The organism is uncultured Winogradskyella sp. (genome assembly GCF_947498005.1).
In the GTDB taxonomy this organism is placed as follows: Bacteria; Bacteroidota; Bacteroidia; order Flavobacteriales; family Flavobacteriaceae; genus Winogradskyella.
In genome coordinates, this window is the sequence record NZ_CANMIW010000007.1 from 37,427 (window position 1) to 63,059 (window position 25,633).

Here is a 25,633-nt window from a genome sequence, read left to right on the forward strand (position 1 = left end):
CATTCATACAATTTCTATTAAACATTTTGAAAATCAGTGTTTTAAAAATTTAATTTTTTACAATTATTTTTAGAATTAATTCATAACAAGTAACTAGACCCCTTAATTCTACCAAATAATTGTAAAAAATGAATAGAGATAAGAGTTTGTTAAAGATCTAGCAGCGTGAAACTCCAATTTCCTTTAATATACTGCCCATTATTTCCTCTTATAATTCCTACTTGAAAATCTCTCTTGGTTCTAAAAAGATAACCAATGGCTGTAAAATAATGGTCTTGATCGCCATCATCTACCAACTCTTGTGTAAGTTGAATGGTATAGTCATTGTGTAGAACCAAACCTCGTGGTAATTCCACCTTATACATATTACCATCATAAACATCTCTAGTGTTTATTGTAATTCCAGGAGTTGAACTATAAATAGTTCCATCAGACTTAACATTACCTACTGCGATTATTCTTGCCATGATATTCTTGAATTAATTGGTTACACCAGATAAAATTACAACCAAAATATCATAAAAGATATACGTAGAACTACGTATTTTTAGAACTAACTTGTTGATTTTTAGACATATTAACAGAAATAGACTTGCTAAAAAACAAAAAAGCATCCCAATCTTCTTATTCAGAAAGAAAGGAAAGCTTCTCATTGGAATACCAAATTACTTTGGTAAACTACTTCTCAGATTCCTCTGAGAACAACACAACATCGTTATATTGCTTAAAAAAAGCCTCAATTTCTTGAAGCTTTATTTTGCAATTTTAGCGGTCTGGACGGGACTCGAACCCGCGACCTTCGCCGTGACAGGGCGACATTCTAACCAACTGAACTACCAGACCGTTGCTTAATTGCGAGTGCAAATATACACTGCATTTTTAATTTGACAAATAAAAAACTGAAAAAATAAAAATTGATTCTACATTATAATCCCCTTTTAAACTAAAACACTAATAATTAGCACTTTAATAAAAGTCATTTTCCTTTCATATTCTGTATTATATCACAATAAGTGAGCAAATTGAGATAAATCATAATACTAAATTGGTTAGCTAAACGAATTTTTGACGTTCTATCATATATGTAGTAAGTATGTTATCAAAACCTGCATTTATATCGGCTTCTACATACTTTATGCGGTATTGTCCACACTTAATCTTTAAGTCTGTAAAGTATTCTTTTACAGCTTTTTCATAATTTATTTTTACGTTATCTGCGTATAAATTTATATAATCACCTGTTTCTACGTCAATAAAACGCTTTGGCCTATTATCAAAATCAAAGGCTACTTCTTTTTCATTATCATACACATGAAATAATACGACTTCATGCTTATTATGTTTTAAATGCCTTAAGGCTTCAAACAGTTTCTCATCATCCTCGGATGTTTGAAACATATCCGTAAATATAAATATCAACGATCTTCGGTGCATTTTTTCAGCAATCTGATGCAAGTATCTATATGTTTCGGTCGTTTTTGTATCAGGCTTAGACTTTACAGCATCGTCTAATTTATGCATTAACATCTGGTGATGACGTTCACTCCCTTTTTCTGGAGAATAAAAATCATACTTATCACTATATATACTTAAGCCAACTGCATCGCGTTGTTTTTTTAAAATATGCATTAGCGATGCACTCGCTAAGGCTGAAAATGCAATTTTATTAAGGTTTTCAATTGTGGCACCAGCAGATTCCGGATAGTGCATTGAACTACTATTATCTAAAATAATGTGGCAACGCAAATTTGTTTCCTCATCGTAGCGTTTGGTGTATAATCGATCGGTTCTTGCGTATAATTTCCAATCAATATGTTTTGTGCTTTCTCCTGGATTGTAAACCTTATGCTCAGCAAACTCCGCAGAGAATCCATGAAACGGACTTTTATGCATACCAGCAATGAAGCCTTCTACAACTTGCTTTGCCAATAATTCTAGGTTTTTAAAACCTCCTGTTTTGTTGAGTTCTTGTTGTAAATCCATTCGTTACCGAAACTAAAAAAGGTTCACCATATAGGCAAACCTTTTATCATTTCTTTTAGAAACTTATTTTAATTTCAGACTATAATAATGCGTCAATTGCGTCTGAATATGCATTTTTAGGTGCAACACCAACTTGGCGACCAACAACTTCTCCGTTTTGAAAAATTAAAACCGTTGGTATGTTTCTTACACCATATTTTGCTGCAAATTCTTGGTTAGCATCTACATCTACTTTACCAACTACAGCTTTACCATCGTATTCTGTACTGATCTCATCAATGATTGGTCCTACCATACGACATGGTCCACACCAAGCAGCCCAGAAATCAACCATTACTGGCTTCTCACTTTTTAAAACTGTTTCTTCAAAATTTGCATCTGTTATTTCTAATGCCATAATATTTATTTTTTATAATATTCTACTTCGTTTTTTTACCATTGCTCTACCAATGGAACTACAAAATTAGTCAAAATATTTGTCAAACCTTACAATGGCTGTATAGGATTTGACTATACATGTATTTTCTAGGCTTATCAAATTTAAACATACTTTCTAAATTTAATCATAGATGTCAATTAAACAATTAGGAAGCATCTTATGTAATCAACAAGTATAATTCTTTAAATCTACTCGATAGATGATTAATTTTCACAATTTAAACGTAACCATCACATTACTACCTGAAAATGTTCATTTAAGCACTCAAATATTTATATATATTTGTTGCATAAGAAACAAATTGACCACCTACTTATGAAAAACACAATTACTCTAATTTTTATTATTTTCACTTATACTTTTGCATTTTCTCAAAGTGCAAATCTAGACAGAGAATACTTCAATGTATCTTATGTAAAACTCCCTACACATCCTATTTTAGATGATCTCAAAAGAACTTTCTCAACGAATAAAAGAGCAATTGCGTTATCTGGCTTTTCTAGAGTAAATGAAAACGGAACATTAGATATCAACTACCGTTTTAATGGCACAAACGTTGGAGAAGTTGAAATAAAAAAGACCAAACACGAAAAAAAAGACGATGATGGTAACGTTATTTCTACTACCTATTCTTACAAAGTACACGTTACTTACACTTCATCTGCCAGCATTTCTGTTAGTAATTCAGAAAATATTGAAAATGATTATCAAAATGATTTTTCCGAAAAAGATAATTATCAAAGTAAAAAGTTTTCAACCTATAAAGCCGCGCAAAACTATTACAATAACAATCGTAGTAATTTGAGAAACACCCATAATTCTCAACACCAAAAACTTATACTCAATACAATTAATAGTAATTTAAATAATATTTATGGTTATCAAATTATAAATAAAAAAAGTGAACATTTCTGGATTTTAGGCAAAAAGAAACATCCAGAATATGGTAAGCACATGGAAGCTTTTGAATCGATGAAAGCAGCTTTCTCTAAAATGAGATCTGACGAATCTGTAGACAACTTAAAAAACGAATTAGCACCTATTATAGACTACTTTAATAGTTTAGTACCTAAATATACTGGCACCAAAAAGAAAGAGGTAAAAATGAGATATGCCAGTTATTATAACATTGCTAAAATGTATTACTATTTAGACATGCCAGAAGATACCAAACTGTATGCTCAAAAATTAATTGATAATGACTACGATAAATCTGATGGTAAATATTTAATTCGTATAGCAAATGAATTAATAGAACGATTTAATGCCAACCAAACTAATACAAGACACTTTGATGTACTTACTGAAGACTTAAGTAATATAGTGGCAGAACCAATTGTAGAACAACCTGAAAACAGCTCTACATTAAGCTTAGAATTAATTAAAGCCTACATCGTCACTAAAACTAGCGATACCACTCTAGTAGAAATGGACACTAAAGACATTAAGAATATTGCCTATAAAATTAATACGGTAAGATATGCTGATAATGGCACACCAATTGGAACTGAAATAAGAAGCGCCAAAGAATTAAATGAGGTCTTGTTTATCGATGGTACACATTATAAAAATATAAATTTTGAAGAGACAACAGGAAACCAAGATCCTCTCAATACTACACAAGAAAAACTTTGTAAAGTATTAGTTGAGTCTGATAAAATAAATCTATATCTTTTTTATAATGAAGAACCTGTAATTGTATTACCAGATAGTGAAACCGGAACATCTACGTTATCAAAATCTTATATTTTTAGCTTTACCAAGAACCTTGAGAGATTGGCTAAAGGAAACGCCGAATTGATTAAAAAAGTAAATAACAAAGTTTTTAAAAACAATGCCGAAGACTTAATCAAATTCTGCCAAGAATTAGCTTTTACCAAATAGTTCAATTATTATTTTATTACGACAAAGTAATCTAGGCTAAGCATCTATAGATACTTTTCAACTTTAATTAAAACTAATTCAGCTATTTTACTTTTGGGCTCATTTCAGGAGTCGGGTAATGCAATGTATCTTTTTTATTCATGTACAGATGTAAAAAAATGTTGCCAACAGACTTTAAATAAAACAACACTACTATATTAATTGACTATTATATACCATGTTTAGATAAAAATTCTAAAATAAGTTTGGCGATATCTCGAGTCTTTTCCTCTGCAGCAAAATGACCGGCATCTAGCAAGTGTATTTCGGCATCTGGCACATCTCTTAAATAAGCTTCCGCTCCTTTATAATTGAATTTCAAATCCTTTTTCCCCCAAGCAATTAAGATTTTAGGCTGATGGGTTTTCAACATCTTTTGCCATTTTGGGTAACGGATTAAGTTGGTATTATAATCCTGAAACAGCTGCACCTGAATTTCTCTATCTTTCTCAGAACTCAGAAATGCCAAATCGTGTGTCCATGCATCCGGACTTTGTATATTGATATTCGTACTGTCTAAATCAAATAAGTATTGCTTGTTAATTATAGCCTCCTTTCCTGTTAAACTGTATAAGAAATCGTGCTTCACTTGTGAGCTATCGGTTTGTGCGGTTCTAAAAAAAACCTGTCGCTGTGGTGTTAAACCATCTAAATAGGCATTGGCATTCTGTACAATTAAGGCTTCTATGCGTTTGGGATTTTTCATCATCATTCTATAACCTACAGGAGCACCAAAATCTTGCATATACATTACGTACGTGTCAATTTGTAAGGTGTCGATTAATTTTTGGGTATAATCGGCTAATAAATCAAACGTATAGGTCGTTGTGGTCGGATCTAAATGCGTACTATAACCCGAACCCAAATTATCGGGTGCAATCACATAATAATGTGTTGCTAACATTGGAATAAGGTTTCTATATGAATGCGACGAGGACGGATAACCATGTAATAATACGATGGTTGGATTGCTCTTATCGCCTGCCGCTCTATAAAATAATTTTACGCCATCGATGTCTACATTATTATAGGTGGTTGCAGGTGGTAAAAAATAGTGTTTTTCAGTTGTTTTAGTAGTCGTCTCACAACCATAAAAATTTAAACAAACCGTAATAAGTATTAATAAATGTTTCATTCTTAAATTCTATTTCATTTGAGCGTTCATAAAAGATCTAATCTTTTCAATAATTGCATCCCCTTCTTCTTCTAATGCAAAATGGCCTGTATCATATATATTATAATCAATATCTTCTACGTCTTTCTTAAAGGCTTTAGCACCACTTTCAGGAAAAAACGCATCATTTTTGCCCCAAACAATTAGTAATGGCGGTTGGTGATCTCTTAAATATTGTTGCCACTTGGGATACAATTTTACGTTATTCTGATAATCGTAAAACAAATCTAAATTTACAGCATGTGCATTGGGTCTAGACAATCTCAAGTAATCTAAGTTATAAGCATCAGGATCTACAGTCTCAATATCTCTTACACCATGTGTGTATTGCCATTTTAAACCTTCTAAAGAAAAAGCAGATAACAGGGCGTCTTCATTAGCTTTAGTTCTGTCTTTCCAAAGTGCTCTAATACCAGCCCAAGCTTCTCCTAAACCTTCCTCATAAGCATTACCATTTTGATTAATTATAGCCGTAATACGCTCGGGATGGTCAGTCGCTAAACGAAATCCAATTGGCGCGCCATAATCTTGAATCATTATCGCATAAGAATTCACATGTAACTGCTCCAAAAAGGCATCGATTGTTTCAGCTATATGATCAAAAGTATACTTAAAAGTATTAGCATCGGGAAAATCACTATTACCAAAACCAGGATAGTCCGGTGCTATTAAGTGATACGCATCAGAAAGTTGTGCCAATACTTTACGGTATTGATAAGAGGATGCCGGAAAACCATGTAATAACACAATGGTTGGGTTTTTAGGATTACCAGCTTCTCTATAAGCGATAGTGACACCATTAACCTCTAATGATTTGTATTTTACAGGTGCTGTTTTGCTAGTTTCTATTGTTGTTGAACCTTGAGACAAAGAATTCTCTTTTACAACGTCTTGGTCATTACACGAGACAAACAGTAACAATAGACTCCCTATTAATAAGAACTTTTTCATAGTTAAATTTTATTTAATGCATCAAGATTTTGTGACACTTGTAATACAGAAAAGCCATAACCAAAGCAACTGTAGTTATGGCTCTTTACTTATAATTTTTAGTTTTTAGTTTCTTCCAGCCATAACACCACCATCGGTATCCCAAATAGCACCTGTTACCCAAGCGGCTTTATCTGATAATAAAAAGACAATGCTATGCGCAATATCCTCAGACTCTCCAAAACGACCTATAGGATGAAAACCGTTAAAGCCAACTAAAGCTTCTTTAGCTGCTGCTTCACCACCAAAAACGCCATGATAAACTGGTGTGTTTACTAAAGCTGGAGACACCGCATTAACACGAATGTTATCCTCGGCCAACTCCATCGCTAAATGCTGTGTTAGAGAATGTAAACCTGCTTTTTGCATAGAATATGCAGATGACGGCGTCGCTTTTACCGCTTGTTTTGCCCACATGGATCCTACATTAACGATAGATCCACCTTTGGTGGCTTTCATTTTTTTAGCCGCACTTTGGGTTAAGAAGAAAAAACCTCTGTTTAAATCTAAATACGAATTGTAATCTTCCATCGTATGATCTAAGAATGGCTTAGGGCCAAAAATTCCCGATGCGTTTACTAAGTAGTCTAAATTATCTAAGCCATCTATTTCAGCCACTAAAGCATCGACGTCTGTGGTATTAGAAATATTGGCCGTATGTTTTACCAGGTTTGGTGCATCAGCCACTTTTGCTGTATTTCTACCTACAATATGTACAGTTGCTCCTCCTTCTAAAAGTGCATTTGTCGTTGCTGCACCTATTCCACTTGTTCCGCCTATAACTAAGGCAACTTTGTTTTCAAATTCTTTCATTTTATTTTTTTATTTAAGTGTTAAAATTAGACAGACAAGTCTGTCTTTGTTTGTGTAAATTTTTTTAGGTTATTATTTTTTCACATAAATTTTTAGACTCCACAATAGGCCAGTCTTCTTGATGTAGGTGGCTCTCTCCTACTGCACTTTCGTACAGTAAATAAATTTGCCTAGCTAGAGAATTGACTTGCGCGCTTTTAACGGTTTCTAAATTATTCGTAATCAGTTTAGCAATAAGTACTATAAAATCGTTTTTTTGAGATTGAATTTCATTTCTAATACTCTCGTTATCTTTAGGAATTTCTGAAACCGTTTTTATACACCAACAGCCATTAAAATCTTTATCTTGATAAAACAATTGCAAGAAATCAAATATTGCCAAAATCTGGGCTTTCCCCTTCGGTTTTGACGTCGTAAACACTTCAAAATCTTTTAGAAAATTGATATTCTTATGCTGAAGATAAGCCAAACAAATCTCCTCTTTGGATTTAAAATGATTGTAAAGGGTTGCCTTAGCAATGCCCGCTTCTGCTATAATTTGATTGATACCTGTAGAATTATACCCATTCTTATAAAATAAAAATGAGGCCGTTTCTGTAATTCTATCTTTGACTTCGGCATGTTTCATGATGCAAATATATACAATATTTTTAAAAACAGACAGGTCTGTCTGTTTTTATTTGTATTACAATAAAAATAGATGATAAATGACCTCAATTAGAAGTAAGAGGAAAAATTTAATTCAACTTATAAACAACATCATGTTCCTTTAAACCATTTAACAATTCCTGAGAAATCTTAATTTTATTCTTCCGGCTTGGCATTACAACTTTTATTTTTTCAGCATTATCATAAACAATAAAATTTAAGGTTTGATTACCTTCATGAAATTTAATTAAATCGTACAGTACAGAAATGGTGTTGGTTTCTAAATCCCTAATGTTAATTTGAATAGATAACTTTTTAGCATAAGTATCCATAACATCATGTAACAACTGGAAACTATTAAACTGAATTCTTGGATCACCTTTTTTACCTGTATCTCTGTTTACCCAACCTTCGCGAACAAAAGCGCGTACATACACAAATGAGTTAATGACAAAAAAGTGTCTAAACTTTAGATAATCTTCACCAAATATGCGGAATTCATGACTGTCCGTATAATCCTCTATTGTAAAAATAGCCCAACCTTTGCCTTGCTTGCTTACACGATGCTGCACATCAGTGACCACGCCTCCAAAAGTTACTTCTTTATTAACTATAGCTTCCAAGTTACTAAAATGCGCAACCACTCCGTTACAAAAGGTTTTCATTTCAGTTGAAAAATCATCTAATGGATGCCCAGAAATGTAAATACCAACTACTTCTCTTTCGCGAGATAATTTTTCCATGGTGCCCCAATCTTCACAAGGTGGAACCACTGGTTCTGCTATTTGGACATCACTAGCTTCACCAAATAAACTTACTTGAGCAGAATTTTCATTTTCTTGATGTTTAGCACCATATTTTACAGCCTTTTCTAAAAAGGTAATTCCATCACCTTCGTGTGCAAAATATTGTGCTCTATGCGTTTCTGGCCAACAATCAAATCCACCTGCATTTGCTAAACCTTCAAAGGCTTTTTTATTGGCTGCACGTAAATCTATACGTTTTGCTAAATCGAAAATAGATTTGTAATGTCCATCTTCTTTTCTATTATCTACAATGGTTTGCACTGCACCATGACCAACACCTTTAATGGCTCCCATTCCAAAACGAACCGCATTATCTTTATTTACCGAAAACTTATAAAAACTTTCATTAACACTTGGACCTAAAACTGGTAATCTCATCCGCTTACATTCTTCCATAAAGAAGGTAACGGATTTAATATCATTCATGTTATTAGATAAAACTGCAGCCATATATTCTGCAGGATAGTGTGCTTTTAAGTAGGCCGTTTGGTAGGCAATCCAAGCATAGCATGTTGAGTGCGATTTATTAAAGGCGTAACTTGCAAAGGCTTCCCAATCTTTCCAGATTTTTTCTAATTTTTTAGCATCTAGACCTTTCGCGCTTGCTTGCTCTATAAATTTTGGTTTCATTTTGTCCAAAACCGCAATCTGCTTTTTACCCATTGCTTTTCTCAAAACATCGGCTTCACCTTTGGTAAAATCTGCTAATTTTTGAGACAAAAGCATTACTTGCTCTTGGTAAACGGTAATACCATAAGTTTCTTTAAGGTACTCTTCCATTTCTGGCAAATCGTATACAATCTCTTCATCACCATGTTTACGCGCAATAAAACTTGGAATATATTCCATTGGACCAGGACGATACAAGGCATTCATGGCAATTAAATCATCAAAAACCGTTGGTTTAAGATTCTTCATGTGTTTTTGCATTCCTGGCGATTCATACTGAAACACACCAACCGTTTCTCCACGTTGGAATAACTCGTAGGTTTTTACATCATCTAGCGGAAAATTTTCTGGGTCGAGCAAAATATCGTGCTTTGCTTTTACAATCTTAACCGTATCTTTAATTAAAGTTAAGGTTTTTAGACCCAAGAAATCCATCTTCAATAAACCTGCATCTTCAACGACAGAATTATCAAATTGAGTGACATATAAATCGGAATCTTTTGCCAATGACACCGGAACATAATTGGTAATATCACCTGGAGTAATAATTACTCCACAGGCATGAATACCAGTATTTCTTACCGAACCCTCTAAAATTCTGGCTTGGTTAATGGTTTCGGCTTGTAAGTCGTCACCATCTGAAATATTTAATAATTCATTAATTTTTTCTAAATCCTCAGCCCTAAATTTTTTAGCGAGTTCCTTTTCATCTAAACCAAAAATCTTTCCGAGTTTAGACATTAAAGGAATTAATTTAGCAATATGATCCGCTTCATTTAATGGCAAATCTAAAACTCTGGCTGTATCTCTAATAGATGATTTAGCTGCCATGGTGCCGTAAGTAATAATCTGCGCTACTTGGTTGGCACCATATTTTTCAATTACATAATCCATAACACGACCACGACCTTCATCATCAAAATCGATATCGATATCTGGCATACTTACACGATCCGGATTTAAGAAACGCTCAAAAAGTAAATCGTATTTAATTGGATCTATATTGGTAATCCATAAACAATAAGCCACTACAGAACCTGCTGCAGAACCACGACCAGGACCAACGGAAACATCCATATTTCTGGCTTCGCGAATAAAATCTTCAACAATCAGAAAGTAACCAGGATAACCTGTTTTTTCAATAACAGCCAATTCAAAATCTAAACGTTCTTCAATTTCTGGTGTAATGTCGCCATATCGAATTTTAGCGCCTTTGTATGTTAAGTGTCTTAAGAAAGCATTTTCACCACGCTTTCCGTTATCTGCTAAATCTTCTTCAAACTTAAATTCCTCAGGAATATCAAAAGCAGGTAATAATACATCTCTTGCTAACTCGTAAGGTTCAATTTTATCAACAACCTCTTGAATGTTTACAATCGCTTCAGGCACATCTTTAAACAAGGCCTTCATTTCTTCAGACGACTTAAAATAATATTCCTGATTAGGTAAACCATAACGATAACCACGTCCGCGACCAATTGGTGTGGCTTGCTTTTCTCCATCTTTTACACAGAGTAAAATATCGTGCGCATTGGCATTTTCTTGGTCAACATAGTAGGTGTTATTTGTGGCAACCAACTTAACATCGTGCTTTTTTGAAAACTGAATCAACACAGGATTTACACGATTTTCATCCTCCTGATTGTGACGCATTATTTCTAAATATAAATCGTCACCAAATGTTTCTTTCCACCACAATAATGCTTCTTCGGCTTGGTTCTCACCAACATTTAAGACCTTACTTGGTACTTCTCCATAAAGATTTCCTGTTAAGCAAATTAAGTCTTCCTTATATTGTTCTATAAGTTTTCTATCTATTCTTGGTACATAATAAAAACCATCTGTAAAAGCGGCAGACGATAATTTAGCCAAATTGTGATAGCCCTTTTTATTTTTAGCCATTAACACAATTTGGTAGCCATTGTCTTTTCTTGTTTTATCTGCATGATTTTCGCACACAAAAAACTCACAACCAATAATTGGTTTTATGATTTTACCTTTCTTTTCTAAACCCGCTTCTTCTGCCTCTTTATGCTGTGCTTTTACTTTTTTATTATGTCCAGAAACTGCACTAACAAAGTGAAAAGCGCCCATCATATTTCCATGATCCGTCATCGCAACAGCTGGCATATTTTCTCTAGCTGCAGCAGCTACTAAATCCTTAACACTAATAGTAGATTGAAGAATGGAATACTGCGAATGGTTATGCAAATGCGCAAAATCTACATCCTTTATTTGCGATGCTGCTTCTTTATCTACAACAATTGGTGTAGCTTCAGATTGCTCTTTTTGAAGGCGTGCGTTAATTTTTGCACTTGCCTTCTTTAAATTTATATGTTTTAAGTTGATGAGCTGAATCTCCGCAGGATTCTCTTGTGTATATTTTTCAAAATATTCTGGCTCAACATCTAATTGCTCTTTAGTGTATTGCTTACGTCTTATTAACTCTAAAAAACAACGTGTAGTCGCTTCAACATCGGCAGTTGCATTGTGCGCTTCTGCAAATGGCTGATTAAATAAATACTCATGTAATTCCGTTAAAGTTGGTAATTTAAACTTTCCGTATCGTCCACCTGGCAACTGACATAGTTCTGCTGTATGTTCTGTACAGGTATCTAAAACTGGTAATTCTTGGAGTGGATTTGTAACGTCTTCACGTACAAATTCGGCTCCCATAATATTTAAATCGAACTTTACATTCTGTCCAACAACAAATTTGGTTTTTGATAAAGCAATATTGAATTTCTCTAATACTTCTGCCAATGGAACACCTTGCTCTTGGGCTAGTTCAGTTGAAATGCCATGGATTTTCTCAGCATCATACGGAATATTAAATCCTTCTGGCTGTACCAAATAGTCTTGGTGCTCAATACAGTTTCCCATACCATCATGCAATTGCCATGCAATTTGGATACATCTTGGCCAATTATCCGTATCTGTAATTGGTGCATCCCAACGTTTTGGTAATCCTGTGGTTTCTGTATCGAATATTAAGTACATATTGTAGCGTTCAAAAAAATTATGGTTTTAAGCTTTATAACAAGCTATAAACCAAGTACTGAAGCACGTTCAGCATCTCAAAATAAAATAGCATATAAAATTACATAGAATTTCAACTTATCTGCAATGAATTTATAAAGAGTTTTAAACATAAAAAAAGCCAGCTCTTAGAGCTGACTTCTTTATTAAATTTAATGCTTATTAAGACACTAATTCCTCGTGGACTTTTTCGGTATTAATAGCGGCTTGAATTGCATTTTTATGCTTAATTAATAAGCTATCGATAGATGGTGGTAAATGTCGTTCTTGTAACAAATCATTATACTCATCTAAACTTGCTTCTTCGCCTCTAATAGCCTCTTCTAAAATGGACTCTTCATTATTAGAACTGAAAGTAGATTTTAAACTCATCCAATTACGGTGTAAAGTTCCTTTTAAGCTACCTGTTTCTTCTGGTATTTCTCCATACCTTAATATTTCTAACCTTAATTCTTTAGCGAAATCACTTCGTTCTGAAGCTCTACGTTTAAAATACATCTTCAATCGGTCGCTATCTACATTATCAATAGCGTTGAGATATCCTTTTTCGGCATCGTAATTTTTAATTAATAATTCGTTTAACTTATTTGAAATTTCTTCTGAATACTTCATTCTATCTTTTATCATTTTAATTTCAATACCATTATTTTTTGATGCGTATTGTTTAACATCTAGTTATTCCAATATAACCATCATATAAGCCTACAACAAATGAATTAACATCTTTAACAAAGGTTTGATAAGTCTTTAACAAAAAAAAAGCGCTACTCCTAGAAGTAACGCTTTTTAAATATGTCTAAAGTGTATTTATGCTTGTAAATAGTCTGGTACACCATCGCCATTTGTATCTGTAGCATCGTCTGGATTACCGTCTGCATTAGGATCTGGATTCTCATTGATAGTCAATATGCCATCGCCATCATCATCGTTATCTAAATAATCCACATCGCCATCACCATCTGTGTCTGCCGGATTTCCATCGACGTCAACAGCTTCATATTGCGTTAAGACACCGTCACCATCATCATCATTGTCTAAATAATTTGGTATTCCATCGCCATCTGTATCGTCATCTTCAAAATCATCGTTACCATTGAAATCTTCAAATACATTTGGTATTCCATCACCATCATCGTCACCACAATCTAAAGCATCAATTTTTCCTTGAATACTACCATCTTCATCTCCACAAAATTCAATTTGTTCTAATAAATATAGTTCGTATTGTGCACACTTCTCGTTATAGTTACCAATTGTAGCATTTGCGTATTGGGTATTTGCTTCTTCTACATTTGAGGTAGCATGATCACAAGTAATTGTACAATCACCTAAATCATCTATTTGAGCTTGTATCAAATTATTTTGGTCACCACAATAGCTTTGTTGGCTAATTAATGCTTCAGTATAAGAATTACAAGCAGCAGAATAAGCATCACTTGAAATAAATTCTAAACTAGAAGCAGTTGTAGCTTCAAATGCTAAAAGAGCAGCATCTACCGTAACCTGAATATCGTCACATGTAATTGGATTGGTTGGTATTTCACCAGATACTAAAGGAACTTTGTAAAAAATACCGTTTGTAAAGCCTACGGAGTTTAATCCATCTTCATCAAAAGCCAAAAACTTATAAGATCCTGTAAACGTTTTATTTACTAAATCAATATCACTTATATAAATCTCGCCAAGCTCTGGATATATTGAAACACTTTCATCTGGTCTATTATTAGTAGAGTAAATGGTTCCGAAAGCATCTTCATACTGTGCTTCAATAGCATCTACATCTCCGACCACAAAAGGCGCATTCTCAGAAGTTTCTACAACTGAAGGAACAGTTAACCTAACTACTTCATAATTATTAGTACCAGTTATTGTTAAAAATCCATTAGATTCTATACTAGCTGAAAAAGCACTAGCTCTCCACAATGCATTTTCGCGATCACCTTGAAATGCAGGCGAATTAAATTGCACTTCGTCACCACAACTAAAGACAGTTAAAAAAACAAGAGATAGGAGGATTAGTTTCTTCATGTGTAAATTGGTCTTTTATCTTTGTCTCATATAACGAAACAAGAGTCCCAAAAGTATAATAATTTTTTATATTGAGCATAACTAGATTTTTTCTTTTAGTTAAAAAGAGGTTCTTTTAGTTAAAATGTATTTAATACATTGAGTTTCCTAAAATTATAGTATCTTTGCGCCCTCATTAATAACAGAGGTCGAGAACCTCACTAATTAATTATTATGCCTGTAAAAATTAGATTACAAAGACACGGTAAAAAAGGAAAACCTTATTACTGGATCGTAGCAGCGGATTCACGCTCAAAAAGAGATGGTAAATACCTTGAGAAATTAGGTGCTTACAATCCTAACACAAATCCTGCAACTATTGAATTAGACGTTGATGGTGCCGTAACATGGTTACAAAATGGTGCACAACCAACTGACACAGCAAAAGCAATTTTATCTTATAAAGGTGCTATGTTGAAAAATCATTTAGCTGGTGGTGTTAGAAAAGGTGCTTTAACTGAAGAGCAAGCGCAAGCGAAGTTTGATGCTTGGTTAGAAGAAAAAACAGCTAAAATCGCAGCTAAAACTGATGGTTTATCTAAAGCTGATGCAGAAGCGAGAGCTAAAGCATTAGAAGCAGAAAAAGCAGTAAACGAAGCGCGTATCGCAGCAGCAGCTCCTGTTGTTGAAGAAGTAGCTGAAGAAACTGCAACGGAAGAAGCAGCAGCTTCTAACGAAGAAGAATAAAAAAATATTTTTTATACTTTTAAACCCAGACTATTTTAGTCTGGGTTTTTTATTGCATAAAATCCCATAATGATTTTATATCATAATTATCATAATAATGAGGATCATATAAAGTATTGAAATAACTATTATAAGGTTTCCGTCTTCACGGGAATAACACACCAAGAAATTGTCATGAAAAAAGAAGATTGTTTTTATTTAGGAAAAATTGTAAAAAAATACAGTTTTAAAGGCGAACTCTTAGCCAAGCTAGACACAGACGAACCAGATTTATATGATAATCTAGAGGCTATTTTTATAGACCTTAGAGGGAATTTAGTGCCTTTTTTTATTGAATCTTCTCAATTACACAAATCAGATTTATTGCGTTTAAAGTTTGAAGATGTCAACTCTGAAGAAGATGCAGACGCTTTAATAAAAACTGAATTGTATTTACCATTAGATTTACTACCTAAACTTGAAGGTGACAAATTCTATTTTCATGAAGTTATTGGTTTTAACATTAAGGACAAAAATTTTGGAACAGTTGGTACCATTACCGGAATTAACGACACCACAGCTCAAGCCTTATTTGAAATTGATAGAGATGGTATTGAAATTTTGATTCCGATGAATGATGAATTTATTGTTAAAGTAGACCGAGAAAATAATACTATAGAAGTAGATACACCTGAAGGATTAATTGACTTGTATCTCGAAGAATAATGAGTTCATTTCCTTTTAAATTTAAACAATTCTCAATCCTCCAAGATAAGTGTGCCATGAAAATTGGCACAGATGGTGTTTTACTTGGCGCATGGACATCCGTTAAAAAAAATCCTTATTCCGTATTAGATATAGGATCTGGTACAGGCGTTTTATCTCTTATGATTGCTCAACGAAGTAACGCTCAAAATTTAGAGGCTATTGAAATAGATGCTGATGCTTACGAGCAGTGTGCAGAAAATTTTGAAAATTCATTGTGGGCAGATCGTCTATTTTGCTATCATGCGTCATTATTAGAATTTGTCGAAGAAGTAGAAGACAAATTTGATCTTATTATTTGTAATCCTCCTTTTTATACAGATGATTTCAAATCTAAAAATGAATCTAGAGATTTGGCACGCTTTAACGATGCTATGCCTTTTGAACATTTAATCTACGCTGTAGCCAATTTACTTTCTGAAGATGGCATTTTTTCGGTAGTTATTCCTAAAAAAGAAGAAATTCATTTCATAAAACTAGCATCAGATCTTCAATTATTTCCTCAGCGAATACTTCATGTTAAAGGGAATCCTGAATCAGATATAAAAAGGAGTTTAATCGAATTTTCATTTATAAAAAATGAAATCAAAACTTCAGAATTAATTATAGAAACAAATAGACATCAATATACTGAAGCCTATATAAAACTAACTAAAGAATTTTATCTGAAAATGTAATCTAGCTTTTGCACCATGAAAACGTTTTCGTTACTTTTGTTGAACTTATAAAATAACAGCTTTTATTTTATTAAATTATCAAATTTAGAAGCTATAAATATCAAATTTAGAATGAAACCAGATTTATTCGAAGCACCAGATTATTATAACCTTGATGAATTACTAACTGAAGAGCACAAATTGGTTCGTGATGCAGCAAGAGAATGGGTAAAACGTGACGTTTCTCCTATTATTGAAGAATATGCTCAAAAAGCAGAATTTCCTAAACAAATTGTAAAAGGTTTAGCGGAAATTGGTGCTTTTGGCCCTTACATTCCTGAAGAATATGGTGGTGCAGGTCTAGATCAAATTTCTTACGGATTAATAATGCAAGAAATTGAACGCGGTGACTCTGGCGTACGTAGCACAGCATCTGTTCAGTCTTCATTGGTAATGTATCCTATTTGGAAATATGGTAACGAAGAACAACGCCAAAAATATTTACCAAAATTAGCTTCTGGTGAATGGATTGGCTCTTTTGGATTAACAGAACCAGATCATGGTTCTAATCCTGGTGGCATGGTTACTAACTTTAAAGACAATGGTGATCATTACCTTTTAAATGGTGCGAAAATGTGGATTAGTAATTCACCATTTTGTGACGTTGCTGTTGTTTGGGCTAAAAATGAAGAAGGAAGAATCCATGGTCTTATCGTAGAACGTGGTATGGAAGGTTTTTCTACTCCAGAAACTCATAATAAATGGTCACTACGAGCAAGTGCAACTGGTGAACTTATTTTTGATAATGTAAAAGTACCTAAGGAAAATTTGTTACCAAACAAATCTGGTTTAGGTGCTCCATTAGGTTGTTTAGATTCAGCACGTTTTGGTATTGCTTGGGGAGCAATTGGAGCAGCTATGGATTGTTACGATACAGCGCTACGCTACAGTAAGGAACGTATGCAATTTGGTAAACCGATTGGACAGTTTCAGCTTCAGCAAAAGAAATTAGCCGAAATGATTACAGAAATCACTAAAGCGCAATTATTAGCTTGGCGACTTGGTGTAATGCGAGAAAATGGTACTGCAACTTCTGCACAAATATCAATGGCAAAACGAAATAATGTAGAGATGGCAATTAACATAGCTCGTGAAGCAAGACAAATGTTAGGAGGCATGGGAATATCTGGTGAATACAGCATTATGCGTCATTCTATGAACCTCGAAAGTGTAATCACTTACGAAGGCACACACGATATTCATTTACTTATTACTGGCTTAGATATTACTGGGCTAAATGCATTTAAATAGATAAAAAATATTTTTTATTAAATAAGGCTTACGTTAATAACGTAGGCCTTTTTTAATTTTCATAAACTGATTTTTGACAGCTTTTTTGATTCTTCTCTATCCTAAATTTGTACAGAATTAAATTATCAAGTAACATTTAACAGTATGGAATACACAAGGAAAGAGCTTATTCAATTTATTAATTTACAATTAGCCGCAATAGGACAACCCATATATAAAGATGCAGAAAACAGTGAAGAAAAATTCTGTGATTCAGAGTTTGAATTGTTATCTCAAGGTTTAATTAGAAGTTTACGTGAAAAGTCTAGACTGTTAGCAAGTCATTTATGTCCTGCAGATGCAAGAATTCAAAACTTTATAGATGACTATTTAAAAGATATTGATTTAGGCAATTCATTTGTACTTCCAAATAACACACTAGTATTATCAAGAAAAGGACAAGCTAGAGAAGCTAGTTTACCACCAGATGGCACATCATTTGAAAGTGATTTAATTACGTCTAAACGCATTAAACAAGGTGTACTAAATAATCCGTTGCATGATAAAAGAACAACTAAAGGTACATTTCATATCGTTGAAGGTAATTTACCTGTTCCTTTAGATAAAAAAGAAGTACCCAAAGTCGTTTTAGCTCATTTCTTGCGTGCTTCCTTTAATCCTTCAAAAGAGCTTACAACTTTACCATTTACTGCAAACCAAGACACAAAAGCAGAAACCATGGTTTCTATGTTATTAAGACCTGTTGTTAGCCCTGAAGTTAAAGGTGTAATTTCACAAAAATCCTTAGAAGTTCGCTTTTTCGCTCCAGGTACTTTAGTCAGTAATTTAGACTTTGTTGAGTCAATATTTGGTAATGCAGGTGATCCTAATTTAGCACATAATGATGCGGCTTTGGATCCTGAACATTGGACAGGTCACACAGGATGTATTGTTTTAGCACCGCAACTTTTAACCTTAAAAAAGAAAGATGTAGGACTTCCTCACTACGACCTTGCAACAGAACGTCAAAGAAAAGATGGTATGTGTTGGACAAATGAAAATGAACTTTATAATGATGGAGGCGCATTTAAAATAACGTGTAGAGACGAGAGAGGTGTTGTGGTAACACTAATTGCAGATAATTATTTTGGTTACTCTAAAAAAGAAATAAAAACTCAAATTAGTTATTCTGCTAACTTATACGGTTTAGCCGAAGAGGAACATGCTGGTGGTGCAATTGCTTATGCAAGACGCGTTATGGGAGAAACTGTAGACAGCACTGATTATGCTACATATTATGGTTTAGATCATACTTTTGAAGAAGTAAAAAACTTAATTTCAGATAGAATTGACGTTCAACCAGAAAACTATGCGATAGATAAAAATTATCCTAATATCATTTACATACCTGAATCATCATATTTTAACATTGCAACTAATAGTATTTCATGGGACTTTAAAGGTCAAAAACAAAAACTTACTTTATCACCACTAAAAACATATATTCATCCGTCTGGAAATAAATTAAGACTAGAAAAACATAAGTCTATTAATTTATGGCGTATGGTTGAAACGTATCCTGAAGGTGTTTTCTGCCATAAACCATGTACAGTATCGGGAGGCGGAAAATCAGAGATTTCAAAATCAATGCAGAATGCCATTACTTATAGTCCTTTCAATATTCATAATATAGAGGAAGACTTTAAGAAAGCTGATGAAATTATAGAGTTTAATTATTCAACTCGTTGGAAAACTAAAGATCCCAACAGACCAATTTCTAGATCTCTATTAAGTGAAAAAAGAACATTAGGATCTGTAGTAAAATTATTAACGCCTAATGAGGAAAACTCAGACGAATTCAATGCATTTTTAAATAACATTCCTGTTCATATTCGTTCATTAGTGCTGTTTGTAAAACGATTATTCAGACAAGCTCATGGTGCAAATTTAAATTGGAAAGACATGATGTCTGTGGAATTCATCAATGGTGTAAAAGGCACTTCACTAATTTATAACCATACGCCTGTTGTTGGTAGCTATGTGAGAATTGGATTTAATGGAGATGGCAACTGGATGCTAAACAAACTCCGTTCTGATTTCTCTGCATGTGAGAAAATTCAAACCGAGGACGACATAACGGCTTCTATTACGTTACCAAAAGAACAATTTAAGAACCTAAATCCAGAATACACCAATAAAAGTGTAAAGGTATTAACCAATTGTGAGGCCCATTTATTCCAAAGACCAGATGAAGCTATTGTGAGAGGTTATGATAAACTTGCCGAGTTAGATATTATTACTGACGGAAGGTTTTTAACCAATTACGAAATGTTGAATAAACAAGACGCAATTGCTATCTATGAAGACACCATAAATTATGACAAATACACACAACCTGTAAAAGATTTTATCAAAGAAATAATTGATTCTAATGAAGAAGATGTACAATTTGTGTTGCCTTCTCATCCAAGAATTGTAAATGGAGAACCAACCAAAAACCCACGTTATTTAGAGCCTAATAAATTCTATTCAGAAACCGAAGCCACTTATATTTCAGATATTGGAGTTCGTTTGTGTAGAAGAATTAAGCCTGAAGACCCAGTAATTCATGTTGTCAATGCTGTTTTACCTGGCAGAAGAAATAATCCTGCAGATAGAGAAGCAGGCATTAGACCTTTGGCTGTGTACAACCCAATTCATTATCAAGAAACTCCAGAATTGTTTATGGACTTTATCTGTAGCTTAACAGGTAAATCACCATCTACTACAGGAGCTGGTTCTGAAGGTGCGTTAACTAAAGCGCCATTTAATATGCTAACACCAACAACGGATTTAAACAATGCGCTTTTATCTCATATTTTAACAGAGTCTAACGGATTTAGTACTGCTGCTGGTTATGTTGGTGCAGAAAACAAAATAGATCATGATGTGAGTCTATTGATTCCTGAAATTTGGGCAAGAATGGCACCAGAAGATAGAGATCCTAAAAATTTAATTACAAATGGATCTTTAGAAAAACTCGAAGACTTTGAGCACAATGGAGAAATAGTATTAGCAAGTCGATTAGGCTACAGAATAACAAAGCGATTCTCTTTATTGTGTTTAAACAGATTGTTTGATGAGCCTACTGCTGTATTCAATGAAAGAATGCTTAAACCAGAATTGCAAAATTTTGAAGATTTCGTAGATGGTATTAACAACATCGTTGAAGCTCAACAAAAAGTGGCTTTAAATTATTTTGAAGATGGTAGTATTGAAGCGGCAATTCCACCATTAAAAATCTTACTGAACATTATGGCGTATGGACATTATGAAGGTAAGTCTATAAGTGATCCTGAATTACGTCAATATTTCAATAGAGATTATGTAATTAATTCAGACTGGTATAAAGAACGATTAGCTTTAAAACAACAAAAAGATATAGCATACTATAGTTCTCAAATTGCCTATTTAGAGGCTTTTATTAAAGAACCAATTAATGATGTTTTAGTAGAAGAAATGCAATTGAATAATCGTTTAAATACAACGAAGCAATTATTCGAAAACATTAAATCTACTGACTATTTAAATCATTTAGCAGGTACAATTGGTGTAGATCCTTTATATAAAAAATAATGTGATACCTTAATTTTGTTAAACACATTATTCAAATAAAAAATGCTTCCTCTAAACGGGAAGCATTTTTTGTTTAAATTTACTTTATGTCTTCAAAAACCAGATTAGATCGCGCTTATAAAAATGCAAAACGCATTAGATTTAATGATGCTTCTAAGTTTATTTTATTTAGTGATTGTCATCGTGGAGATAATAGCTTTGCCGATGATTTTGCAAATAATCGTAATATATATTTCCATGCCTTAAGACACTATTATTCTGAAGGTTTTGAGTATTGTGAATTAGGTGATGGTGATGAATTGTGGGAAAACTTATCATTTGAATCTATCTTCCATGCTCACAAAAACGTTTATATGCTTATGAAGCAGTTTCATGATGAAGAACGTTTACATATGATTTGGGGAAATCATGATATGGTGTATCGGGATCCCAACTATGTTGAAAAACATTTATCTACTTATTTCGACCCAAAGACAGGTAATGATGAAGATCTATTTTGTGGCATAAACTATCATGAAGGTATTGTTTTAGAACATGCTGAAACACAACAAGAGTTATTCTTAACTCATGGTCATCAAGCCGATTGGTGGAATTTCTTATTCTGGAAATGGAGTAGATTTATGGTTCGTGTGCTATGGAAACCGCTAAACGTAATGGGAATTGCAGACCCTACAAGTCCGGCAAAAAACTATACAGAGTTAATTAAAATAGAACGACGAACTAAACGTTGGATCACAGAAAACAATAATCTTATCACTATCGTTGGCCACACACATAGACCACGTTTTCCTGAACCAGGAGACATCGCTTATTTTAATGATGGTAGTTGTGTACACCCAAGAAGTATTACAGGTCTTGAAATTGAGAATGGCGCTATTTCGTTAATTAAATGGCAAATTATTACCTCTGAAGATGGTAATTTAAAAATTGATCGGTTTTTACTTGAAGGACCTACTAAGTTGATTGATTATAAGACTAAATAACCTGAGTAAATATATATTCTAATTTACTCTAGCTCTTTTAACTAAAATATCTGTAGAACTATCTTGAGAAGATTTCTCTTTGAAACTTAAGTTATCGAAGGCAATTAGAATTCTACCTTTATCTAATTTTTTTTAAGTCATATTTGGTTAATGAATTTAACTCTCAGGCGCTAACTCTACAACTAGACCTTCCATGCCTGGCGTCATCTGAATTTGGCATCCTAAACGCGAATTATCCTTTACATCGAACGCCTCAGAAAGCATCGCCTCTTCATCATCTTGCATTTCTGGTAGTTTTGTATCGCTTAACACGTAACACTGACAAGATGCACACATTGCCATACCACCACACACACCTATAGTTCCTTCTGGAGCCAGCTCATAAGAACGAACGACTTCCATTAGATTCATTGCCATATCTGTAGGCGCTTCAATGTGATGCTTTTCACCTTCTCTATCAATGATTGTAATATTTATATCAACATTTTCCATTACTCAATTGACTTTACAACAGCTTTGGGTGCTTCTTTTCGCGTACCATCAAAACCATCTACTCCTGAAACCGTGGTGTACTTTAATACAAAACGTTTTCCTGGATTAATAATTTGATAAGCAGACTGACACATTAACGTTGCTTCATGAAAACCACAAAGGATTAATTTTAATTTTCCTGGATAGGTGTTTACATCACCTATAGCATAAATTCCCGATATATTAGTTTGGTAATCTAATGCATTATTTACTTTAATAGCATTTTTTTCTATCTCAAGTCCCCAATTTGCAATAGGTCCTAACTTAGGAGATAAGCCAAATAAAGGAATGAAATGATCACAATTTAGTTCAAACTCTTTTTCAATATGCTGTGCTTGTTTTACAACTACTGCTTTTACTTTATGATCTCCAACAATACCTACAACTTCTGCAGGAGTAATTAAATTTATTTTTCCTTTATTCTTTAACTCTTGTACTTTTTCTACAGAATCTAAATGCCCTCTAAATTCAGTTCGTCTATGAATTAATGTAACCTCAGCTGCTACGTCACTTAAAAATATACTCCAATCTAAAGCTGAATCTCCTCCTCCTGCAATAACAACTTTTTTATCTCTGTAAATTTCGGGATCTTTTATAATGTATTCTACACCTTTATCTTCAAAATCAGTAATATTATGAATTTTAGGTTTGCGAGGCTCAAAACTTCCTAATCCACCTGCAATAGCAACAACTGGCGCATGGTGTTTAGTTCCTTTGTTTGTGGTTACAATAAAAGTTCCGTCGTCTTGTTTATCTATTGTTTCTGCACGTTCTCCCAGCGTAAATCCTGGTTCAAACTGTTTACACTGTTCTAATAATCGTTCTGTAAGATCACCAGCTAAGATTTCTGGATAAGCCGGTATATCATAAATTGGCTTTTTAGGATAAATCTCAGAACATTGTCCACCAGCTTGTGGTAATGCATCAATTAAATGGCATTTTAGTTTTAAAAGACCAGCTTCAAATACAGTAAAAAGTCCTGTTGGTCCTGCACCAATGATAAGTATATCTGTTGTAATCATGAAAATAAAATTGAATACTAAATTAATAATGTCAATTTGATGGTAATGTGACAATTGTCACATTACTTTTCTACATTAATAACTTTTTCTATTTGAGGAGCATATTTTTTTATAGTCATCTCAACTCCAGATTTTAAAGTCATTTGGTTAACACTACAAGATGTGCATGCACCAACCAATTGAACCCTTACAAACTTATCATCGTCAATAGACAATAAATTAATATCTCCACCGTCACTTTGTAAAAACGGACGGATTTCGTCTAATGCTTTTTCAACATTTAATCTTAGATCTTCTGAGTTCATTTATTTCTTTTTAACTGCAGAGCAACCTGCCATTGTTGTTATTTTTATTGCTTCCGTTGCTGGTAAATCTTCGTTTCTATTAACAACTTCTTCAACAACATTTCTTGTAATAGCTTCAAAAGCTTCTTCTATAGGCGTAGCAGTTTGTAACGCAGCTGGCCTTCCAACATCTCCTGCTTCTCTAATACTTTGTACAATTGGCACTTCTCCGATAAATGGAACTTTAAGGTCTTCTGCTAAATGTTTAGCACCTTCTTTACCAAAAATATAGTACTTATTATCAGGTAGTTCTTCTGGTGTAAAATAAGCCATGTTTTCAATAATACCTAAAACTGGTACATTAATACTATCTTGTTGAAACATTGCCACACCTTTTTTAGCATCTGCTAAGGCTACATTTTGAGGTGTACTCACAATCACTGCTCCCGTTATTGGCAATGCTTGCATAATACTTAGATGAATATCACCAGTTCCTGGAGGTAAATCGAGAAGTAAAAAATCTAATTCGCCCCAAGCTGCATCAAAAATCATTTGATTTAATGCCTTAGACGCCATTGGTCCTCTCCAAATAACCGCCTGATCTGGTTTTGTAAAAAAGCCTATTGACAGCACTTTTACTCCATAATTCTCTACGGGCTTCATTTTAGATTTTCCATCTACGTTAACAGATAGAGGTCTTTCGTTAGCTACATCGAACATTATAGGGATCGAAGGGCCATAAATATCAGCATCTAAGACACCAACTTTAAATCCCATTTTTGCTAAAGTAACAGCTAAATTCGCTGTTACTGTAGATTTACCTACACCACCTTTACCAGAAGCAACGGCCACTATATTTTTAATTCCAGGAATAGCCTTACCTTTTATCTCATTCTTAGGTTGAGCAGTTGCTGCATCAACTTTGATATTCACTTTTATTTTTGCCTTTTCATAAACCTCTTTGTGAATGGTTTGTAAAATCTCAACTTCGGTCTTTTTTCTTGCTTGAAGACTTGGATTTTTAATAGTAATATCTACAATGACTTCATCTGCAAAAGTGACAACATTAGTTACCGCTCCACTATCTACCATATTCTCACCTTCTCCTGGTGCTGTTATAGTTTTGAGTGCGTTAAGTATATCTTGTTTGTTTAGTTTCATATTATTTTGACAATGAAAATATTAAATCTTTAAATTAGAAGACTTTAGTTTATTCTCAAACTAGAAATATTTGCATTCTTATTAAGATTAATTCTAAAAGCAAAGATAC

Annotated in this window: 21 protein-coding genes and 1 tRNA gene; 7 read left to right on the top strand and 15 right to left on the bottom strand. The window is 33.6% G+C overall.

Features of this window, described 5'->3' with window-relative positions; genetic code table 11:
- Positions 1-149: 149 nt before the first annotated feature.
- The 4 genes from Q0891_RS13030 to trxA all read right to left on the bottom strand — a co-directional run bounded on the left by Q0891_RS13030 (position 150) and on the right by trxA (position 2,380).
- Positions 150-467 (bottom strand): hypothetical protein, encoded by a 318-nt coding sequence (locus Q0891_RS13030; protein ID WP_299102234.1) that lies wholly within the window; start codon positions 465-467, stop codon positions 150-152.
- A gap of 302 nt (positions 468-769) precedes the next feature.
- Positions 770-843: transfer RNA gene (locus Q0891_RS13035), tRNA-Asp, on the bottom strand.
- 210 nt (positions 844-1,053) lie between these two features.
- Positions 1,054-1,983 (bottom strand): DUF58 domain-containing protein, encoded by a 930-nt coding sequence (locus Q0891_RS13040; protein WP_299102235.1) that lies wholly within the window; start codon positions 1,981-1,983, stop codon positions 1,054-1,056.
- A 79-nt stretch (positions 1,984-2,062) separates the two neighbouring features.
- A complete protein-coding gene (gene trxA / locus Q0891_RS13045; RefSeq protein WP_179004445.1) occupies positions 2,063-2,380 on the bottom strand; it encodes a thioredoxin in 318 nt (105 codons plus the stop codon).
- Positions 2,381-2,737: 357 nt separating this feature from the next.
- Here trxA and Q0891_RS13050 point away from each other — a divergent pair, with 357 nt between their 5' ends.
- Positions 2,738-4,306, top strand: a complete 1,569-nt coding sequence (locus Q0891_RS13050; RefSeq protein ID WP_299102236.1) for a hypothetical protein — start codon at positions 2,738-2,740, stop codon at positions 4,304-4,306.
- Between the two features lie 208 nt (positions 4,307-4,514).
- Here Q0891_RS13050 and Q0891_RS13055 read toward each other — a convergent pair whose 3' ends face one another.
- The 7 genes from Q0891_RS13055 to Q0891_RS13085 form a co-directional block, all read right to left on the bottom strand.
- Entirely contained in the window at positions 4,515-5,480 is a 966-nt protein-coding gene (locus tag Q0891_RS13055; protein WP_299102237.1) for an alpha/beta hydrolase, read from the bottom strand.
- 9 nt (positions 5,481-5,489) lie between these two features.
- Entirely contained in the window at positions 5,490-6,470 is a 981-nt protein-coding gene (locus Q0891_RS13060) for an alpha/beta hydrolase (RefSeq protein ID WP_299102238.1), read from the bottom strand.
- Positions 6,471-6,575: 105 nt separating this feature from the next.
- A complete protein-coding gene (locus Q0891_RS13065) occupies positions 6,576-7,322 on the bottom strand; it encodes an SDR family NAD(P)-dependent oxidoreductase (protein WP_299102239.1) in 747 nt (248 codons plus the stop codon).
- A gap of 64 nt (positions 7,323-7,386) precedes the next feature.
- Positions 7,387-7,950, bottom strand: coding sequence for a TetR/AcrR family transcriptional regulator (locus tag Q0891_RS13070; protein WP_299102240.1), 564 nt, complete (start codon positions 7,948-7,950; stop codon positions 7,387-7,389).
- Between the two features lie 109 nt (positions 7,951-8,059).
- A complete protein-coding gene (gene dnaE, locus Q0891_RS13075; RefSeq protein WP_299102241.1) occupies positions 8,060-12,445 on the bottom strand; it encodes a DNA polymerase III subunit alpha in 4,386 nt (1,461 codons plus the stop codon).
- Between the two features lie 201 nt (positions 12,446-12,646).
- Positions 12,647-13,096: a PA2169 family four-helix-bundle protein gene (locus Q0891_RS13080; RefSeq protein ID WP_299102243.1), complete on the bottom strand. Its 450-nt coding sequence runs from the start codon at positions 13,094-13,096 to the stop codon at positions 12,647-12,649.
- 195 nt (positions 13,097-13,291) lie between these two features.
- The gene (locus tag Q0891_RS13085; RefSeq protein ID WP_299102245.1) at positions 13,292-14,512 is read right to left on the bottom strand and encodes a DUF6252 family protein; all 1,221 of its coding nucleotides are present in this window, start codon (positions 14,510-14,512) and stop codon (positions 13,292-13,294) included.
- 213 nt (positions 14,513-14,725) lie between these two features.
- Here Q0891_RS13085 and Q0891_RS13090 point away from each other — a divergent pair, with 213 nt between their 5' ends.
- From Q0891_RS13090 to Q0891_RS13115, 6 genes are all read left to right on the top strand, one after another.
- Positions 14,726-15,238: a 30S ribosomal protein S16 gene (locus Q0891_RS13090; protein ID WP_299102247.1), complete on the top strand. Its 513-nt coding sequence runs from the start codon at positions 14,726-14,728 to the stop codon at positions 15,236-15,238.
- A 174-nt stretch (positions 15,239-15,412) separates the two neighbouring features.
- Positions 15,413-15,943: a ribosome maturation factor RimM gene (gene rimM, locus Q0891_RS13095; protein ID WP_299102248.1), complete on the top strand. Its 531-nt coding sequence runs from the start codon at positions 15,413-15,415 to the stop codon at positions 15,941-15,943.
- 56 nt (positions 15,944-15,999) lie between these two features.
- Complete coding sequence (locus Q0891_RS13100) at positions 16,000-16,659, top strand: methyltransferase (protein ID WP_299102250.1); 660 nt, start codon at positions 16,000-16,002, stop codon at positions 16,657-16,659.
- Positions 16,660-16,770: 111 nt separating this feature from the next.
- A complete protein-coding gene (locus Q0891_RS13105; protein ID WP_299102253.1) occupies positions 16,771-17,949 on the top strand; it encodes an acyl-CoA dehydrogenase family protein in 1,179 nt (392 codons plus the stop codon).
- Between the two features lie 144 nt (positions 17,950-18,093).
- On the top strand, positions 18,094-21,543 hold the full coding sequence (locus Q0891_RS13110) for a hypothetical protein (protein ID WP_299102254.1): 3,450 nt from the start codon (positions 18,094-18,096) through the stop codon (positions 21,541-21,543).
- Between the two features lie 86 nt (positions 21,544-21,629).
- Complete coding sequence (locus tag Q0891_RS13115) at positions 21,630-22,526, top strand: metallophosphoesterase family protein (protein ID WP_299102255.1); 897 nt, start codon at positions 21,630-21,632, stop codon at positions 22,524-22,526.
- A 156-nt stretch (positions 22,527-22,682) separates the two neighbouring features.
- On the opposite strand, the gene Q0891_RS13120 is transcribed toward Q0891_RS13115, so the two are convergent.
- From Q0891_RS13120 to Q0891_RS13135, 4 genes are all read right to left on the bottom strand, one after another.
- Positions 22,683-23,018 (bottom strand): 2Fe-2S iron-sulfur cluster-binding protein, encoded by a 336-nt coding sequence (locus Q0891_RS13120; RefSeq protein ID WP_299102257.1) that lies wholly within the window; start codon positions 23,016-23,018, stop codon positions 22,683-22,685.
- Positions 23,018-24,079: an NAD(P)/FAD-dependent oxidoreductase gene (locus Q0891_RS13125; RefSeq protein WP_299102259.1), complete on the bottom strand. Its 1,062-nt coding sequence runs from the start codon at positions 24,077-24,079 to the stop codon at positions 23,018-23,020. The genes Q0891_RS13120 and Q0891_RS13125 overlap by 1 nt, the downstream gene beginning before the upstream one ends.
- A gap of 62 nt (positions 24,080-24,141) precedes the next feature.
- Positions 24,142-24,384: a NifU family protein gene (locus Q0891_RS13130; protein WP_299102261.1), complete on the bottom strand. Its 243-nt coding sequence runs from the start codon at positions 24,382-24,384 to the stop codon at positions 24,142-24,144.
- Positions 24,385-25,524 (bottom strand): Mrp/NBP35 family ATP-binding protein, encoded by a 1,140-nt coding sequence (locus Q0891_RS13135; RefSeq protein WP_299102263.1) that lies wholly within the window; start codon positions 25,522-25,524, stop codon positions 24,385-24,387.
- Positions 25,525-25,633: the final 109 nt, after the last annotated feature.